Origin of the sequence: Pelagimonas varians, assembly GCF_003208435.1 — a bacterium.
In the GTDB taxonomy this organism is placed as follows: Bacteria; Pseudomonadota; Alphaproteobacteria; order Rhodobacterales; family Rhodobacteraceae; genus Pelagimonas; species Pelagimonas varians.
Map to the genome: position 1 here is coordinate 107,456 of NZ_QKMF01000009.1, position 16,456 is coordinate 123,911.

Sequence of the window (16,456 nt, forward strand, 5' to 3'; positions counted from 1 at the left end):
GGTTGGGTTATGCATGCGCAAAAATATCCGTTTCGGGCCAGCCCTCTAAATCCAGCAAGGCCCGCGTGGGCAGAAAATCAAAGCACGCTTGCGCAATCTCACGGCGCCCCTCACGCTCTAGCCGGGCATTCAAAACCTTGCGCAGTTTGTGCAGGTACAAGACATCCGAAGCCGCATAGTCGATTTGCGCTTGGGTCAGGATCGCTGCGCCCCAATCGCTAGACTGTTGTTGTTTCGAGATGTCCACACCGATCAGCTCATGCGTCAGGTTCTTCAACCCGTGCCTGTCTGTATATGTACGAACCATGCGGCTGGCAATTTTGGTGCAATACACTGGGGCAGCCAACCCGCCAAAGGCATTATACATGGCGGCAATGTCAAAGCGGCCATAGTGAAACAGCTTGAGAATATCAGGATCAACCAAAATTTTCACGAGATTTGGTGCGGCCGTTTGGCCCTTGGAGATTTGGACCAGATGTGCGTCGCCATCTCCCGCAGAAAGCTGAACAACACAGAGCCGATCCCGATGTGGGTTCAGGCCCATCGTTTCGCAATCAATTGCCACAGCAGGGCCCAATTCCAAATTGTCAGGCAAATCACCTTGATGCAGATAATTGGTCAAAACTGGCCCCTTCCCAGTGGCTACAACCTAGGTTGGACATACCCACCACGGCCAAGGCTTTCAACTCTGGCAATCTGGGCCGCTGCGCCACATTTCGCCGACTCGCTTTCCAAATTCGACCAGATTCGGGCAAAAATGAACTCAAATGCGGCACAAATAGACCCATGGAAGGACGGGTTCTTCACGGTTTTTCGAAAATTGTAACAATCCGTGAGGCTCTATAGTCACCTCCTGATTGTCAAACTAACGTCCAGCTTTTTCGACCAAGGCACACCGCTCTATAGGTATATTTGCGAAACACATTTGTCCAAATATGCCTCATTAAGACTCTACTAACCTTTCAGTGGCCGACTATTGTTTCCGATACGCCCATCAAATTGGAAAACTCCGCCTCAATTCCGCCTGCTTTGAAGATGGGCGAAACGAAAAATTTCCCCGTTGTTCACGTAAGGTAAACAATAACGGCCTATTCGAGGGATTATTGTTTCCCAGATATTTCGACTGGTTTTGGCTACCGCCTTAGACAGAGTGACGCCAATTAGCGTCAAAATTTCAACTACGGGGAAAAATATTCAAACCGGCTCAATCTTGCCGATATATGAAATACAGATCCGCCAACCCCTTAATGACGCAGCGTATTTCAACCAAGACGTGCAGCGCGATCCTTGTATTGACGCCGACAGACCCCATTGTCATAACAAAGAAGTCGAGCGGATGTGTCCAACTAGCGTCACATTCGCATTCACCGGCACTTGGGGGTTAGTGCTTTTACACGGGAGAGAATGGGTCGTCTGCTAGCACACTTGCTGCGCCTAATTAGATAAAACTTGAGGCGATTTCGCTGAAATCTTTCAATGTCCCAGTTGCTTGGGGCAGCCGATACGTTTGTCGAAAATCTGGCCAGTTTTGCTGCCTTCCTATCATCTTTCGTCACGAGTGACTTTAGGAGGTCAACTTGACACTGCATATTCGCCAGCCGCTGCCAACGGTGAAAATTGATGCCCTGATCGACGAAGCTTTGTTCGCAAAGTCGACTGCCGCAACTTATCGCAATACGTTCAAGCGTATTATGGATGTTGCGCTGGTTTTGATTGGTGCCGTACCAGCTCTCACCATTACTTTGGTCTTTGCCATGCTAGTGGCGCTGGATGGAAAGTCACCCTTTTACATGCAAAAACGTATTGGTCGGAATGGCCGGGTGTTTCGGATGTGGAAACTGCGCAGCATGGTCTTAAACGCAGACAAAGCGCTAGCCGATCATCTTGAAACTGATCCCGCAGCACGGGTTGAATGGGACCGCTTTCAAAAGCTGTCTCACGACCCTCGCATCACCAAGATCGGCCGTTTGATCCGCAAGACCTCGATTGATGAGCTGCCGCAACTGTGGAATGTTCTTCGCGGTGATATGTCATTGGTTGGCCCGCGCCCAATGATGCCCTGCCAACAAGGGATCTACCCTGGCACCGCTTACTATGCCTTACGCCCCGGCATCACCGGGCTCTGGCAAACATCAGTTCGCAACGAATCCAGCTTTTCCGAGCGCGCAGGTTTTGACACTGCCTATCTTCGTAAGCTGTCCTTTACGACTGATGTAAAGACCATCTTGCGGACCTTTAAGGTCGTGTTACGCGGCACAGGCAGTTAAACTACGCAACAGCAATGCTGGCAGCATTTGGCCCCGCTTTTGGCGGGGCTTTTCTTTGGTCTTGCCCCGGATGGCCACGCTCTCCATCTTGGCGGCTTCTCCAAAAAGGGCATCTTATGCAACCCAGAGTTCAATTTCTTGATCATCTTGTTTTGACGGTCGCCGATATAGAGGCCACCTGCCAGTTCTACCAAAACGCACTGGGAATGGTGCCGACGCAATTCACCCCCGCAGATGGATCAACCCGCTGGGCATTGTGTTTTGGCGCGCAAAAGATCAACTTGCATCCGGCTGGAAAGGAATATGCCCCCAAGGCAAACCGCCCGACACCGGGCAGCGCGGACTTATGTTTTCTATCCGAACAGACAATGACCGACTGGCAGGATCATTTCGCAGCCCAAGGCATCGCAATAGAAGAAGGCCCCGTGCAACGAACCGGTGCAACAGGGCCTATCTTGTCTCTCTACATTCGTGATCCGGATAAAAACCTGATCGAAATCTCAAACCAGATCTAGGCTGACTTAAGTCGTTCGGCTTCGGCCCGCAATTTCACCATCAAACTGTCGAGACTTTCGGCTGTTCGTTCGTTGGTAAGCGCGCCTTGTTCGTCAAACTGGGAAAAAGACTGCGCCAACGCCACGTCAGGCCCCAGCACAAAACGGGGTTGAAACGGTTGCAGCGCTTCTCGGAGCGTGCTTTGCGCCCGCTCGCCACCGGTACGGCCAGCTGCGGCGGACATCACCGCTACGGGTTTGCCAGCCCAAGGGTTTCCGTCAACGCGGCTGACCCAATCGAGGGCGTTCTTGAGCACGCCAGACAGGGCTTTGTTGTATTCCGGCGTCACAACGATCACAGCATCAGCGGCTTGTATCTGATCGGCAAGTAATTGCACTTCTTCGGGAATGCCTTGTTCGGCCTCAAGGTCACCATCATATAAGGGCAGCCGAAGGTTACCTACAATGAACTGCGCCGGATCAAAACGTGCAGCCGCTTGGTTCATAAGTTTGGTGTTGGTCGATGCACTACGCAGTGCGCCGCTTAGGCCAACTAGGGTGAGGTTTGACATGCTCTGTCTCCGTTCTTCTGTTGGCATTGATCTAGGCACAAAAAAACGCCGCGTCTATTCGCGGCGTTTTCATAGGTAACGTGCATATACGCACGAAGGTGCGAATTATCGCATCAAGAGTTCGGAAGGATCACGATCTCAACACGGCGATTCTGCGCTTTGCCTTCAGGTGTCAGGTTCGACGCGATCGGCTGGTCTTCACCTGCACCAATCGCCTGCAGGCGGCTTGTGGGTACGCCCGAGGAGCTGAGCACATTCAGAACAGACTGCGCACGGCGCTGAGACAAGTTCAGGTTATACCCGGCATCGCCATCGCTATCGGTGTGTCCGATAACTTGTGCGGTGGTGTCAGGATAAGCCAATAGGCTTTGGGCCACATTGCGCAGATCACCTACCAGACCGGGGCGCAATTCGGCGCTATCGGTCGCAAACAAAATGTCTTGCGGCATCGTCACAATCAGGCGGTCGCCCGTATTTCGGATACCAACGTCGTTGCCCAGCTGCTGGCGCAATTCAGCTTCTTGCTTGTCCAGCTGGTTGCCGATCAAACCACCAGCGGCAGCGCCCGCCAAGGTACCCAGAACAATCGCTTTGTTGCGGTCTTTAACGCTGGAACCCTGACCGGCAAGTCCGCCAACCACTGCACCAAGACCGGCCCCTACCAGCGCACCGGTTTTAGTTTGCCGATTGGGATCATTCTCATTGATCATAGGACCGGTCGTGCAGGCGCTTAGGCCCAAAGAAGCCACTGCGGCCAGGAAAATCGGGGAAGTTGCCCGGATCATAATATGCCTCATCATGTTATCGCCCCTTTGAATGGGGTCATTCGCTGCTGATATACAATAACATGGGTGTCTTGGGCAGGCCAGTCACGGGGAAATCGGCGATTTGCCGCCCAATTTTCCGGTTCAAGCTTCCACTCGCGCGGCTTCCCAAGCCAAAATAGCGCGTTTAACCGGTAGCCCCCAATGATACCCCCCCAAACCGCCTGATTTTCGCAAGGCCCGATGGCACGGAATGAGATAGCTAATGGGGTTACGGCCGACTGCCGTTCCCACGGCACGGACAGCCTTGGGTTTGCCCACCACACCGGCCAGTTCCGAATAAGTCGTGACATGCCCGGATGGAATGCGCATCAACGCCTCCCAGACTTTGATCTGTAGCGGCGATCCGATCAGATACAGCGGGACTTCGCCTTCTTGCTGCACCCCGAAAGCCGTTAAAACCCATGGGCGCAAAAACATCGGGTCCTCAACATAATCTGCCTTTGGCCAGCGGGCGAATAAGTCTTCAAACGCCGCTTCGGTTCCGCTTTCAGAGGCAAAGGCGATCCCGCACAATCCTTTTTGCGTCCCCATCACCAAAGCCGGACCAAAGGGGCTTTCGAACCAGCCCCAATAGATTGTCAGCCCTGCGCCTCCCTTGGCGTAATCGCCCGGACTCATGGATTCCCAGCGCAAAAATAGATCATGCAAACGGCCACCGCCCGACAGCCCCGTGGCATGGGCTGTCTCCAAAGTCGTAAAACGCTCTGTCAAAAGTGCCTTTGCATGACCAAGTGTCAGGTATTGCTGATAGCGCTTTGGCGACACCCCAGCCCACCGCGAGAAGACACGCTGAAAATGCGCTGGACTCATCCCCATAGCATTGGCCAATTGCTCCAAGGTCGCCTGCTCGCCCATACCATCAATCAATTCGATCGCACGGCGCATGACGTGAAAATGGTACCCGTCTTCGCTCATATCATTGGGCATGCTGGCCTCCTTCTTAAAGTGGCTTTACCCTAACTTCGCTGGTGTGTTTCTGCGATCCGGAATATGCGAAATCGTCAAGCAAGCATACAGTTGGCGGGTTGCATCTGTATCGCGCGTTGTCTTTGCAGCAATTCTGCTTGATCTTGCGATAGATAACTGCGCGCCCCGCAAGTGTGAAAGACACCGCGCGGTGGGAATACACCCAAGTCCGTAATCCACCCAGGATCAGACGGAGGCTCCAACAAGCTTTCCGACCAAAGGCCATTGACCATCACCACCTGATGATACGCAAACAAGAGATGATGCATGGTGCAACTACGATCAAGAAGCTCTGGCCGATTTTGATCCGCAAGAAATTTCGCCGGAACAAGAACCTCGTCTTCTTCAAATAGCCTCTTCACATCCGCGCCGTGCACCAGCAGTCCGGAATCTGGCGATACCTCCACAAATCCCGCTGCCGCTGTGGGATCAAAGCCAACGCGCAGGCCCCAAGAGTTTCTTCTTGGATTGTAGACAAGTCCGGTTGGGGCGTAACCGATCAACTTCGGCATAGTCGTCTTTCATTGAAGGTATCGATTCCTCGCATTAAACCGCTTTCGATCGGATTAACTCGGCAACTGTCCCCTGCCCTTGTTCCAGCGCTCAAAGGCGGGCATACCGCACGCATGGCAAAACAGATGAATTACCAAACCCTGCGTGAGGTTTTTACACGCTTTCAGGCCTCTGAACCGGAGCCCAAGGGCGAGTTGAACCATACCAATGCATATACATTGGTTGTGGCCGTGGCCCTGTCTGCCCAATCCACAGATATTGGCGTCAACAAAGCGACGGAAAAACTGTTTCAAGTTGCAGACACTCCGCAAAAAATGCTCGACCTTGGCGAAGAGGCTGTGATCGAGCACATCAAAACCATTGGGTTGTTTCGGCAAAAGGCCAAAAACGTTATCAAAACCGCCCGCATCTTAGTCGATGACTACGACGGCCAAGTGCCCAATTCGCGGGCCGCCCTCGAAAGTCTTCCGGGCGTGGGCCGGAAAACAGCCAATGTTGTTCTAAACATGTGGTGGGGCCATCCGGCGCAGGCTGTTGATACGCATATCTTGCGGGTCGGCAACCGGTCGGGCATTTGCCCCGGCAAAGATGTCGTCGCCGTTGAACGTGCAATCGAAGACAACATCCCCGTCGATTTTCAAAATCACGCCCACCATTGGTTGATCCTGCACGGACGCTATATCTGCGTGGCGCGTAAACCCAAATGCAAGGCGTGTCACATAAACGACCTCTGCCAATTCGAGGAAAAGACCGAATGAAAAAGTACCAAGTAGTTGGCATCGGCAACGCCGTTGTTGATGTGTTGACCCGCTCCGAGGATACATTCCTTGACCATATGGGCATCCAAAAAGGCATCATGCAGCTTGTCGAACGCGACCGCGCCGAAACTTTGTATGCCGCCATGTCCGACCGCGTCGAAGCCCCGGGCGGATCAGTTGCCAACACATTGGCTGGCATCGGGAATTTGGGCCTTCCCACCGCGTTTATCGGCCGCGTGCACGATGACGCATTGGGGCATTTTTACGCTGACGCAATGGTCAAAGGTGGCACCGACTTTGTGAACGCCCCGAGCTCCGAAGGCGATTTGCCAACCTCACGGTCGATGATCTTTGTTTCGCCAGATGGCGAGCGGTCCATGAACACTTATCTTGGCACATCGGCCGAGCTTGGCCCTGATGATGTGTCAGACGAGGTAACCCATCAGGCCGAAATCATCTTCCTTGAAGGGTATTTGTTCGACAAGGACAAAGGCAAAGACGCATTCTTGCGCGCCGCGCGCACCTGCCGCGCAGCTGGCGGCAAAGCTGGTATCGCCATTTCCGATCCTTTTTGCGTAGAACGCCACCGCGAAGATTTTCTGAAGCTTATTGCCAACGAGATGGATTTTGTCATCGGCAACGAAGAGGAAATCCGCTCGCTATACCAAGACGACAGCCTAGAGGCAGATCTGGCCCGCGTTGCTGCCGTCTGCCCATTGGTTGTCTGCACCCGCTCGGGCGACGGCGTGACAATCATACATGACGGTCAGCGGTTCGATGTGCCAGTGACCAAGGTCGTGCCAGTAGATGCGACCGGTGCGGGCGATCAATTCGCCGCGGGCTTCCTATATGGCTTGGCGACCGGTGCAGATATGGACACTGCTGGCAAAATGGGCTGCGTTTGCGCCACCGAAGTGATTGGTCACATGGGGCCGCGCCCCGAAGCAAACATGCAAGCACTGTTTCGTCAAAACGGCTTGCTGTAAGCGGTTCACGCTATAGGAAAAGGGCGGCACATCATTCTGATGGCCGCCCTTTTTTGTTAGTGGGCTTCGGCCCAATTGGCCCCTTGGCCCGCATCGACGATCAAGGGCAAGTCCAGCTTAACAACCGGATCCGCAGCGCCTTGCATGATGCCTCGCGCCACGCCTATCAGCTCTTCCACGGCAGTTTCCTCAACTTCGAACAGCAATTCATCGTGAACCTGTAGCAGCATTTTGGCTGGTAGATTTTCGATGGCATCCGGCATGCGAATCATCGCGCGGCGAATAATATCAGCGGCAGTGCCCTGAATCGGGGCGTTGATCGCAGCCCGTTTGGCAAAACCGGCGCGCGGCCCCTTTGCGGCGATTTCCGGCGTATGGATCACCCTGCCAAACAGGGTTTCAACACGCAGGTTTTCTTTGGCAAAGTTCACCGTCTCTTCCATGTAGGATTTAATACCGGGGAAGCGTTCGAAATAGCGATCGATAAAGCCCTGCGCCTCGGCCCGAGGGATGCGCAAATTGCGCGCCAAGCCAAATCCGGAAATGCCATAAATCACACCAAAGTTGATCGCCTTGGCCTGCCGCCTGATATCCGGTGTCATCTCGTCCAGCGGCACATTGAACATTTCGGACGCCGTCAACGCATGAATGTCGTGCCCCTGTTTAAACGCCTCTTTCAGCGCATCAATCCCCGCCATCTGCGCCAGTACGCGCAATTCGATCTGGCTATAGTCGAGCGACACCAGAACCTTGCCCTCTGGCGCGACAAAAGCCTCGCGGATGCGGCGGCCGTCTTCTGTCCTTACCGGAATGTTTTGCAAGTTCGGATCAGTCGAGGCCAATCGTCCGGTGTTCGCCCCAGCGATAGAATACGATGTATGAACACGGCCGGTTTCAGGATGAATATGGCCTTGCAAGGCATCGGTGTAGGTCGATTTCAATTTTTGCAGCTGGCGGTAATCCAGAACGCGCGCCGCAAAATCATGCTCTGTCGCCAGATCTTCAAGCACATCCGCCGGTGTCGACCACTGACCGGTTTTGGTTTTCTTGCCGCCCTCAAGCGCCATTTCTTCGAACAGAATAGCACCGACTTGTGCGGGCGATTGCACGTTAAACTCACGCCCTGCCAGCTCATACAACTCAGCCTCAAACCCCGCCATTTTCTGGGCAAATGCGTTCGACATGCGGCTGAGCACATCGCGGTCCACCTGAATGCCGTGCATCTCCATCTTAGCCAGTACCGGAACAAGCGGGCGTTCCAATCCTTCATAGACCCGGGTCACTTTTGAGCGATGTAGAAGCGGTTTGAACAGCTGCCAAAGGCGCAGGGTAATATCGGCGTCCTCCGCTGCGTATTTCACCGCATCGCCAACCGGAACCTTGTCAAAGGTAATTGCGCTCTTGCCGCTCCCCAACAAGGATTTGATCGGAATCGGGGTGTGGTTCAAATACCGATCCGAAAGTGCGTCCATGCCGTGGTTGTGTAGGCCACCATGCAGCGCATAGCTGAGCAACATCGTGTCATCTATCGGTTTGATATCAATGCCATAGCGTTTAAACACCTTGGCATCATATTTCATATTTTGCCCGATCTTGATCACACTCGGGTCTTCAAGCAGCGGTTTGATCGCATCCAATGCGGCTTGTAGCGGGATCTGCCCCTCGGCCAAATCTTCTGATCCAAATAGATCATCTGCTGCGGACGCCCGATGTGTCAGCGGTATGTAACAGGCCTCACCTGCCGTGACGCACAGCGAAATACCCACCAAATCGCAAAGCATTTCATCAAGGCCGGTTGTTTCCGTATCCACTGCAATCCAACCGGTTTGTTGCGCCTTGGCAACCCAAACCGCCAGCGCATCCAAGTCGCTGACACATTCATATTTCTCGGGATCAATTGGAGCGTTTTCCGGCGCGGCTGCGGCCTCAGCCATAGGCGCATCCTCAATCACCGGCGCATCAGCCCCCAAAGAGGCGGCCATGCGTTTGGTCATTGTCCGGAATTCCATTTCCGCCAGAAAGCCCAAAAGTTTGTCAGCTTCCGGCTCCCGAACTTCCATCTCATCAATGGTGAAATCGAGCGCCATTTCACAATCAAGCTGTACCAATCGTTTCGACAATTCGATTTGCGCGCGATTGTCGATCAACGACTGTCGGCGCTTCGGCTGCTTGATCTCCTCGGACCGGTCCAGCAACTCTTCGAGAGAGCCATATTCGTTGATCAGCAAAGCCGCTGTTTTGATGCCGATACCGGGCGCGCCGGGAACGTTGTCCACACTATCACCCGCCAGCGCCTGCACATCGACAACCCGTTCTGGCGCAACACCAAATTTTTCATGCACACCGTCACGGTCGATGCGTTTGTTCTTCATCGGATCCAGCATTTCGACACCATCGCCAATCAACTGCATCAAATCCTTGTCCGACGACACAATCGTTACACGCCCACCGGCTTCGCGGCCCTGACAGGCCAGCGTCGCGATGATGTCGTCAGCTTCAAATCCCTCGACCTCATAACAGGCAATGTTAAAGGCCCGCGTTGCATCACGGGTCAACGGGAACTGCGGGCGCAGATCTTCGGGGGCAGGAGGACGGTTGGCTTTGTATAAATCATACAGATCATTGCGGAAAGACTTTCCGGAATGGTCAAAAATGACGGCAACATGGGTCGGAGCATCAGGGCCTGTCTGCCCCTCGCCGTAACGCTGCAACATGTTACAAAACCCTGCGACAGCGCCCACAGGCAACCCGTCAGATTTCCGCGTCAAAGGCGGCAACGCATGATAGGCCCGAAAAATAAAAGCCGATCCGTCGATCAGGTGCAGATGGCACCCCTTACCGAAATCACTCGCCATTCGTCCGCTCCCCATGATCTGCACCACATATTATTTCAGGTATGGTTTGCCATGCCGGATCGGTTTCTGCCAGCCGTCCTTTGCGCTTGACCATGCAATTCGGCCTCAAAAACGAAAACAACCCCGCGCTTTAGCGCAGGGCAAATTCATTTCGTTTTTGGCTTAGTGTGCTTAGACTTTGTCTTCAAAATCTTTGTGCACAAATTTGCAGTCGCAATAAGGACATTCAACCCAGCCATGTTCGGCTGGCATTTGCAGCCATACGCGCGGATGCCCCAAAGCACCGCCGCCGCCGTCACAGGCAACGCGAAAGCTGTCCACAATCTTAGTCTCGGGCGCCTGAATGGTCATGGCATTGGTTCCCTTTTCTCGAACACTGGCTTAACAGCCTTATGAGCCAAGCCAGCCGCAGGAGCAAGCACGCGCAATGACACAGGACGCTATCCGCATCAGCAATCTGCAAAAGACCTATGAAGGCGGCAAACAAGCCCTCAAAGGGGTAGACCTGACCGTACCGGCAGGGTCGATCTTTGGCCTACTCGGGCCCAACGGCGCAGGGAAATCAACTTTGATCAATATTCTCGCCGGGTTGGTGCTAAAATCCGCTGGCGAGGTTGAGATTTGGGGCTGGCAACAAGACAAAAACCCACGCCAATCACGCGCAGCCATAGGCGTTATGCCGCAAGAGCTCAATCTTGATCCATTTTTCTCCCCCTTTGGCGCTCTCGAAGTTCAGGCGGGGCTGTACGGCGTTCCCAAAGACCAGCGCCGCAGCGAAGAAATCCTTGAAATGGTGGGCCTGACGGACAAACGCGATGCATACGCGCGCACCCTGTCTGGCGGCATGCGCCGCCGTTTGTTGCTGGCCAAGGCCCTCGTACATCATCCGCAGATCTTGGTTCTGGATGAGCCGACGGCTGGCGTTGACATCGAATTGCGGCAAATGCTGTGGCGGAATATCCGCAAATTGAACCAAGAACGCGGGATGACCATTATCCTGACCACGCATTACCTCGAAGAAGCCGAGGAAATGTGCGACGAGATCGCGATTATCGATCAGGGTGCCATGGTAGCCCGCGACAGCACAGCCAATCTTTTGGGGCAGCTTGACGCGAAAACCATGTTGATTACGCCTGAGCATGTGCCGGAAACGCTGCCAGCAGGCCCGGGGCTGGCGGTGGAAACCCGCCGCGACGGCACGATCGCCGTCAACTACAACGCCAAGCAAACCCGCGCAGAGGATGTCCTAACAGCCGTTCACGCCGCCGGAATTCGAATCCGAGATGTGCGGACGGAACAAGCCGATCTGCAAGATGTCTTTTTATCTCTGACCCAAAGCCACTCAGGCTAAGCTCTCGGACCCAAAGCAAATCCGCGTGACAGCTGCAGGTCACGTCACCCCGCAGCGCGCGCCGCATTAAAAACCCGAAGTGGGTTTTGGTGTGGACAACAGCGCGGGCCATAGGCCCGCACCATTGAACAACCTAAAATCCTAGGCGCGTTCCAACATCCGGCCCAAAGGGCGGCCCGCCAAGATATGCACATGCAGATGCGGCACCTCTTGCACCGCGTCGCGGCCAGCATTGGAAATCAGACGAAAACCGTCTTCCTCAACACCTTCCATCTTGCAGACCTCACCAACAGCGCGAACATAGTCCACGATCTCGGTGTCCGATGCTGTTTGCGCAAAATGGTCAAAACACACATAGGCCCCTTTAGGAATCACCAAGACATGCTTCGGTGCTTGGGGGTACAGATCACGAAAGGCCAGAGAGTGCTCCGTTTCCAAAACCGTTGAGTTCGGAATCTCGCCCCGTAAAATCTTCGCAAAAATATTCTGATCGTCGTAAGCATATGCCATGTTTCGGTACCCTTAGCGCGTTTGAAATCACTGTTTGCGCATTGGTATCGCGCAAAACCGCCGCTGCCTCAATCCGCATATAGATGATCTAGATCGACAATCTCTTGGGCTACGTCCTGTGGTACTGACAAAAACGTAGCAACCGCCGCCGCGTTGACCTGCCTCGGATCGCTTTCGCGGATGCGCAAAAGGTTGTCAAAATTGGCATCTTTGATTTGATCGCTTTCATGCATCATATCATTGCGCACAGTTGGCAAAAGACGCTGCAACGTCTCTGGTGGAGTACGTTCCCCTGCCAAACCAACCCGCATTGCGTGGCCGATCAAGTACTCATCGGAGAACAAGCAGTCGACTTCCAAAATTCGGGTTCGGGATCGATCGTTGGCAAAATCAGAAATCAAATCAAGATCTTCCGGATCCATGCAAACGATCAGTCGATCCGTCTCATAATAGTCAAACAACATTCGCATCAAGGCACGACGATGTCGGTGCCGTTTGCCCATGGTCGATTGGATGCCGCCCAAATCTGGCAAAACACAGCTTTCTTCATTGAACAGGTAATCAATACACGGAATGTCAGTGCTCTGCCGGAAACGCTCTACCAATCGTTTCGCCACATGCCATTTCTTGCTGACCACTATCAGCAACTCGCGCTCCCGGCCCAACGAGCTTTCTTTTTCCCAGAACCGAGACCCAAAGCGCCGTCCCATGCGACCCTTTTCCGTCAGGAATTTATGGAGTGACCGGCCTTCGTTCGAAATCTTGAACCGCTGCCCCTCAGAGGAATATAAAACCCCCAGCCGACGCCGCAACTCCATCGCTTCTGGGCTGATTTTTCGGGCAAACAAAAAGTCTTGGCTCAGCAACAAGTCATAGTGATCGTTGTAAAAAACGATCGGCAACCCGTAGTCGCTGAACATCAAAAAGGTCAGCGTCCGGTTCTCAATTTCCTGCTCGGGAACCAAATGCCGCACGAGCGTCTGAAAAAAGGTCTCGTCCGGAATCCACGTCGACCGGAAAAACTGCATCACGTCCTTGCGCCTTTTGGCAAAGTCCAAAATCCATTCAACAGTGCGGCGCCGCAGACACCACCACTGCGACCCGATCATAACCTCCAGATCTTGTGGAACTTTACGGGTCATACCTAAACTTTTTTGCACTTGGAACATTGCGTAGAACCGGCGTTTTTGCGTTCGCTCATTGAACCAATGGCGGTAAATCAACCGCTCTTCCTTCCAGCCCGTCTTTATCCAGTCGGATTGGAAATAGTCATAGCTTTCAATGTAGTCACAATCCCTACGGTCCAGAAACTCATGCGCGTATTCAGCTGACTTGATTGCCATGCAATCGCCGGACAGCATGTAAAAATGCGTGGCGCGCGGGAATGCGTCCAAGGCGGATTGCACAGCCTGAATAGTCGCTTCGACCAGGCTCCATTCCCCCCAACCACATTTTATGCGTTTGCGGGCAAATGTGACATTGGGATTGTTGGACAAGGCCGCTTTGATTTTCTTGAAATCATCGAGATCGGAACGGGCATCATAGTGGATCGACATGTAGTCGCCCACCGCCGTAAGGCTTTGCGCCTGCTTGATGATCGCGTCCGGGTCTTTATGACACAACAGGATGAAGGCGATTTTTGCCATTTAGGAAACCATCTGCCCTATTTTTGCCTGATTGTTTATATTGATAGACATGAACAAGCGTTGAAGAAAGCCGCATATTTTGCTTTTTTGGGCGCAAATGGTGCCAAATACAACAGGGCGCAAAAAGCAGGAGGCGGCAGGCATGGGTTTTCCTGGAACCTGGATGACCGAAAGTGAAAGCATGGTGTATCGGGTTGTGCCGAAATGCGCCTGCTCGACCATTGGTCAAATCATGTACTATTCTGATCATGGTGCGTTTTTTGACGGCGACATCCATGATGCCAGCCAAGGGCTGCACAAATGGGCGCGCGAAGACAGCCAACCGGCGATCAAGGCAAACGTGAAAACGCACACCAGCTATGCCTTTACTTGTGTGCGCAATCCTTACACGCGTATCCTCTCCAGCTTCTTTGACAAGATTTGCGGAATTCAGCGCAACGGCCGCCGATATCGCGGCAACCTTGTCCCACTGTTGATCCAAAAATACGGGATCGAAGTGGGGGGAGACGATGGCAAGCAAGAGTTTGACCAGATCAAATCCTTTCGGCGCTTTTTGCTCTTCACCCGTGACACCATTCGTTGGCGGCGACCTATGGACCCAGACATCCACTGGTCGGCCATGTCTGGCCATGTCAGCACGTTCATTGTCAACGGCGGACGCTACAACAACATCTTTTGGACGGAAAAGTTCAACGAAGGCATGCAAGGCGTTCTGGATTCGATCAACACACCGCATGACGTTGATTTGGCCAATATCCCGCGTTTCAATGAATCCGAAGGCCACGGACCAAAACGCGCGCATCCGGTCGAAGACTATTTCGACGATCTATCGATGCATCTCATCAAGGAAATCTTCCATCGCGATTTTGCACTGTTCAAATATGATTTCGACAATCCGGGCAACAAAATGCCCATAGGCGAGATTGATCTGGACGAAGTGCATGCCAAATTGGGCGACTAGACTGGTGACTGCGCCGCCATACAAAGCGGCGCAAACGTAAATGCACCTACAGACCTTCAAGCTCGGATGACGGAATAATCGGGAAGAACTGACCAGAAGACCAAAGCCCGAACCATCCGTCATGATGCGCGCCCAGATCAACCAACCTATAGAAACTCTTGCGGTCGATCAGCGCCTCCAGATTAGCGCGGATCAGCACATAGGGCGACGGCTCGCCGGTTTGCGCGTCGCGTTCAACACGAATGGGGTGATCGGGGCCTGCCACCGCTTCGTCGCCGACATGGGTCTGAAACGTTAGAATCTGTGCCTTACCGTCGTCTTTCGCTTCGAAATCCACAGCAACAAACGGCGCGTCATCCACCGTGATTCCAACCTTTTCAACCGGCGTCACCAGAAAATAGCTGTCGCCATCCTTGCGCAGGATCGATGAAAAAAGTCGCACCAGCTCAAATCTGCCGATAGGCGTGCCCAAATAGAACCATGTGCCGTCCCGTGCGATCCGCATGTCTAAGTCACCGCAAAAGGGCGGATTCCACTTGTGAACAGGCGGTAGACCCCGCCCTTTTGTCGCTTTTATTGACGCCGCAATGCCATCTGCCGATGGGGTCACAACATTTTGTCCGCTCATATCTTTTGCCATTTCCAACTCACACGATACATTCATATCTAATACGATTGATTGCAATGGAGAGTTCTTATGGCGGATGCCGAAAATCTGGTGGCAGAAATAGAAGCCCTGGAGGAAAAATTGGCCGAGGCGAAGCGATCCATCAATGCCCGGTTCATCGGCCAACCCCGCGTCGTTGATCTGACCCTGTCGGCACTTCTTTGCGGGGGTCATGGCCTCTTGATCGGTTTGCCCGGTCTGGGGAAAACCCGTTTGGTTGAAACCCTGAGCACTGTCATGGGGTTAAACGGCAACCGCGTGCAATTTACACCCGATCTGATGCCCGCAGACATTTTGGGGTCCGAGGTTTTGGAAACCGGCAATGACGGCAGCCGCGCCTTCAAATTCATCCCCGGGCCGATCTTTTGCCAGTTGATGATGGCCGACGAGATCAACCGTGCCAGTCCGCGCACGCAATCCGCGCTGCTGCAAGCCATGCAGGAAAAGCAGGTCACCGTCGCTGGTGAAACCCGCGTTTTAGATACCCCCTTCCATGTTTTGGCCACCCAAAACCCGATTGAGCAAGAAGGCACCTATCCATTGCCAGAAGCCCAGCTTGACCGCTTTTTGGTACAGATCGACGTGAATTATCCAGACCGCGATACCGAACGCGACATCCTTTTGGCAACAACCGGCACCGAAGAAGACGAGGCACATCAGGTGTTCACTGCCGAAGAATTGATCGCAGCGCAGACCCTGTTGCGCCGCATGCCGGTGGGCGATGCCGTGGTAGAACTGATCCTTGATTTGGTTAGGGCCTTTCGCCCAGAAGATCCCTCTGCGCCGGATCGCGTCCGCGAAGTGGTGGCATGGGGCCCCGGACCGCGCGCCGCGCAGGCGCTAATGTTGACCGTGCGCGCCCGTGCACTGTTGCAAGGGCGTCTGGCCCCATCACCTGAGGATGTTATCGACATGGCACGCCCTGTTTTGACTCACCGCATGGCGCTGTCCTTCTCGGCGCGCGCCCGCGGTGAAGACCTGAGTTCGCTCATTGACGAAGTCGCCGCTGGTGTCACCAAGGTTGAGGCCGCCGCGTGAGCCAAAACATCGCCCAACAGTCCGGCTCCGGTCTAAGATCCCGTG

General features: G+C 53.8%; 17 protein-coding genes. 7 read left to right on the plus strand and 10 right to left on the minus strand.

Annotated elements, in window-relative coordinates:
* Window positions 1-7 precede the first annotated feature (7 nt).
* Window positions 8-622, minus strand: a complete 615-nt coding sequence (locus C8N36_RS13340; RefSeq protein WP_097805141.1) for a ribonuclease D — start codon at window positions 620-622, stop codon at window positions 8-10.
* 955 nt (window positions 623-1,577) lie between these two features.
* Here C8N36_RS13340 and C8N36_RS13345 point away from each other — a divergent pair.
* Window positions 1,578-2,267 (plus strand): sugar transferase, encoded by a 690-nt coding sequence (locus tag C8N36_RS13345; RefSeq protein ID WP_097805140.1) that lies wholly within the window; start codon window positions 1,578-1,580, stop codon window positions 2,265-2,267.
* A 116-nt stretch (window positions 2,268-2,383) separates the two neighbouring features.
* Complete coding sequence (locus C8N36_RS13350; RefSeq protein WP_097805243.1) at window positions 2,384-2,782, plus strand: VOC family protein; 399 nt, start codon at window positions 2,384-2,386, stop codon at window positions 2,780-2,782.
* Here the strand turns inward: C8N36_RS13350 and C8N36_RS13355 are convergent.
* The 4 genes from C8N36_RS13355 to C8N36_RS13370 form a co-directional block, all read right to left on the minus strand.
* A complete protein-coding gene (locus C8N36_RS13355; RefSeq protein ID WP_097805139.1) occupies window positions 2,779-3,333 on the minus strand; it encodes an NADPH-dependent FMN reductase in 555 nt (184 codons plus the stop codon). The two genes, C8N36_RS13350 and C8N36_RS13355, sit on opposite strands and share 4 nt — an antisense overlap.
* 113 nt (window positions 3,334-3,446) lie before the next feature.
* The gene (locus C8N36_RS13360; protein ID WP_097805138.1) at window positions 3,447-4,118 is read right to left on the minus strand and encodes a YiaD family glycine zipper/OmpA-like lipoprotein; all 672 of its coding nucleotides are present in this window, start codon (window positions 4,116-4,118) and stop codon (window positions 3,447-3,449) included.
* A gap of 123 nt (window positions 4,119-4,241) precedes the next feature.
* Window positions 4,242-5,087 (minus strand): methylated-DNA--[protein]-cysteine S-methyltransferase, encoded by an 846-nt coding sequence (locus tag C8N36_RS13365; protein ID WP_245910812.1) that lies wholly within the window; start codon window positions 5,085-5,087, stop codon window positions 4,242-4,244.
* Between the two features lie 74 nt (window positions 5,088-5,161).
* The gene (locus C8N36_RS13370) at window positions 5,162-5,638 is read right to left on the minus strand and encodes a Hint domain-containing protein (RefSeq protein WP_097805137.1); all 477 of its coding nucleotides are present in this window, start codon (window positions 5,636-5,638) and stop codon (window positions 5,162-5,164) included.
* A gap of 114 nt (window positions 5,639-5,752) precedes the next feature.
* Here C8N36_RS13370 and nth point away from each other — a divergent pair, with 114 nt between their 5' ends.
* Complete coding sequence (gene nth, locus C8N36_RS13375; protein WP_097805136.1) at window positions 5,753-6,397, plus strand: endonuclease III; 645 nt, start codon at window positions 5,753-5,755, stop codon at window positions 6,395-6,397.
* On the plus strand, window positions 6,394-7,383 hold the full coding sequence (locus C8N36_RS13380) for an adenosine kinase (RefSeq protein ID WP_097805135.1): 990 nt from the start codon (window positions 6,394-6,396) through the stop codon (window positions 7,381-7,383). The genes nth and C8N36_RS13380 overlap by 4 nt, the downstream gene beginning before the upstream one ends.
* Window positions 7,384-7,439: 56 nt before the next feature.
* Here the strand turns inward: C8N36_RS13380 and polA are convergent, their stop codons facing one another.
* Window positions 7,440-10,238 carry a DNA polymerase I gene (gene polA, locus C8N36_RS13385; protein ID WP_097805134.1) on the minus strand — a complete coding sequence of 933 codons (2,799 nt, stop codon included), beginning with the start codon at window positions 10,236-10,238 and terminating at the stop codon, window positions 7,440-7,442.
* 171 nt (window positions 10,239-10,409) lie between these two features.
* Window positions 10,410-10,589: a zinc-finger domain-containing protein gene (locus C8N36_RS13390; protein ID WP_097805133.1), complete on the minus strand. Its 180-nt coding sequence runs from the start codon at window positions 10,587-10,589 to the stop codon at window positions 10,410-10,412.
* A gap of 76 nt (window positions 10,590-10,665) precedes the next feature.
* Here C8N36_RS13390 and C8N36_RS13395 point away from each other — a divergent pair, with 76 nt between their 5' ends.
* On the plus strand, window positions 10,666-11,589 hold the full coding sequence (locus C8N36_RS13395; protein WP_097805132.1) for an ABC transporter ATP-binding protein: 924 nt from the start codon (window positions 10,666-10,668) through the stop codon (window positions 11,587-11,589).
* Window positions 11,590-11,730: 141 nt separating this feature from the next.
* Here the strand turns inward: C8N36_RS13395 and C8N36_RS13400 are convergent, their stop codons facing one another.
* Window positions 11,731-12,099 carry an HIT domain-containing protein gene (locus C8N36_RS13400; RefSeq protein ID WP_097805131.1) on the minus strand — a complete coding sequence of 123 codons (369 nt, stop codon included), beginning with the start codon at window positions 12,097-12,099 and terminating at the stop codon, window positions 11,731-11,733.
* A gap of 68 nt (window positions 12,100-12,167) precedes the next feature.
* Window positions 12,168-13,745 (minus strand): DUF5928 domain-containing protein, encoded by a 1,578-nt coding sequence (locus C8N36_RS13405; protein WP_097805130.1) that lies wholly within the window; start codon window positions 13,743-13,745, stop codon window positions 12,168-12,170.
* A gap of 142 nt (window positions 13,746-13,887) precedes the next feature.
* Between C8N36_RS13405 and C8N36_RS13410 the strand changes: the two genes are divergently transcribed.
* Window positions 13,888-14,706, plus strand: a complete 819-nt coding sequence (locus tag C8N36_RS13410) for a sulfotransferase family protein (protein ID WP_097805241.1) — start codon at window positions 13,888-13,890, stop codon at window positions 14,704-14,706.
* Window positions 14,707-14,752: 46 nt separating this feature from the next.
* Here the strand turns inward: C8N36_RS13410 and C8N36_RS13415 are convergent, their stop codons facing one another.
* A complete protein-coding gene (locus C8N36_RS13415) occupies window positions 14,753-15,334 on the minus strand; it encodes a DUF1285 domain-containing protein (RefSeq protein ID WP_097805240.1) in 582 nt (193 codons plus the stop codon).
* Between the two features lie 69 nt (window positions 15,335-15,403).
* On the opposite strand from C8N36_RS13415, the gene C8N36_RS13420 reads away from it, so the two are divergent.
* Window positions 15,404-16,411 (plus strand): AAA family ATPase, encoded by a 1,008-nt coding sequence (locus C8N36_RS13420; protein ID WP_097805129.1) that lies wholly within the window; start codon window positions 15,404-15,406, stop codon window positions 16,409-16,411.
* Window positions 16,412-16,456 lie beyond the last annotated feature (45 nt).

Excerpts from the sequence above, each read along its gene's own strand:
- C8N36_RS13370 (WP_097805137.1), bottom strand. The coding sequence starts at position 5,638 with ATGCCGAAGTTGATCGGTTACGCCCCAACCGGACTTGTCTACAATCCA.
- nth (WP_097805136.1), top strand. The coding sequence starts at position 5,753 with ATGGCAAAACAGATGAATTACCAAACCCTGCGTGAGGTTTTTACACGC.
- C8N36_RS13380 (WP_097805135.1), top strand. The coding sequence starts at position 6,394 with ATGAAAAAGTACCAAGTAGTTGGCATCGGCAACGCCGTTGTTGATGTG.
- C8N36_RS13365 (WP_245910812.1), bottom strand. The coding sequence starts at position 5,087 with ATGCCCAATGATATGAGCGAAGACGGGTACCATTTTCACGTCATGCGC.
- C8N36_RS13395 (WP_097805132.1), top strand. The coding sequence starts at position 10,666 with ATGACACAGGACGCTATCCGCATCAGCAATCTGCAAAAGACCTATGAA.
- polA (WP_097805134.1), bottom strand. The coding sequence starts at position 10,238 with ATGGCGAGTGATTTCGGTAAGGGGTGCCATCTGCACCTGATCGACGGA.
- C8N36_RS13420 (WP_097805129.1), top strand. The coding sequence starts at position 15,404 with ATGGCGGATGCCGAAAATCTGGTGGCAGAAATAGAAGCCCTGGAGGAA.
- C8N36_RS13400 (WP_097805131.1), bottom strand. The coding sequence starts at position 12,099 with ATGGCATATGCTTACGACGATCAGAATATTTTTGCGAAGATTTTACGG.
- C8N36_RS13405 (WP_097805130.1), bottom strand. The coding sequence starts at position 13,745 with ATGGCAAAAATCGCCTTCATCCTGTTGTGTCATAAAGACCCGGACGCG.
- C8N36_RS13390 (WP_097805133.1), bottom strand. The coding sequence starts at position 10,589 with ATGACCATTCAGGCGCCCGAGACTAAGATTGTGGACAGCTTTCGCGTT.
- C8N36_RS13350 (WP_097805243.1), top strand. The coding sequence starts at position 2,384 with ATGCAACCCAGAGTTCAATTTCTTGATCATCTTGTTTTGACGGTCGCC.
- C8N36_RS13415 (WP_097805240.1), bottom strand. The coding sequence starts at position 15,334 with ATGAGCGGACAAAATGTTGTGACCCCATCGGCAGATGGCATTGCGGCG.
- C8N36_RS13410 (WP_097805241.1), top strand. The coding sequence starts at position 13,888 with ATGGGTTTTCCTGGAACCTGGATGACCGAAAGTGAAAGCATGGTGTAT.
- C8N36_RS13355 (WP_097805139.1), bottom strand. The coding sequence starts at position 3,333 with ATGTCAAACCTCACCCTAGTTGGCCTAAGCGGCGCACTGCGTAGTGCA.
- C8N36_RS13360 (WP_097805138.1), bottom strand. The coding sequence starts at position 4,118 with ATGATCCGGGCAACTTCCCCGATTTTCCTGGCCGCAGTGGCTTCTTTG.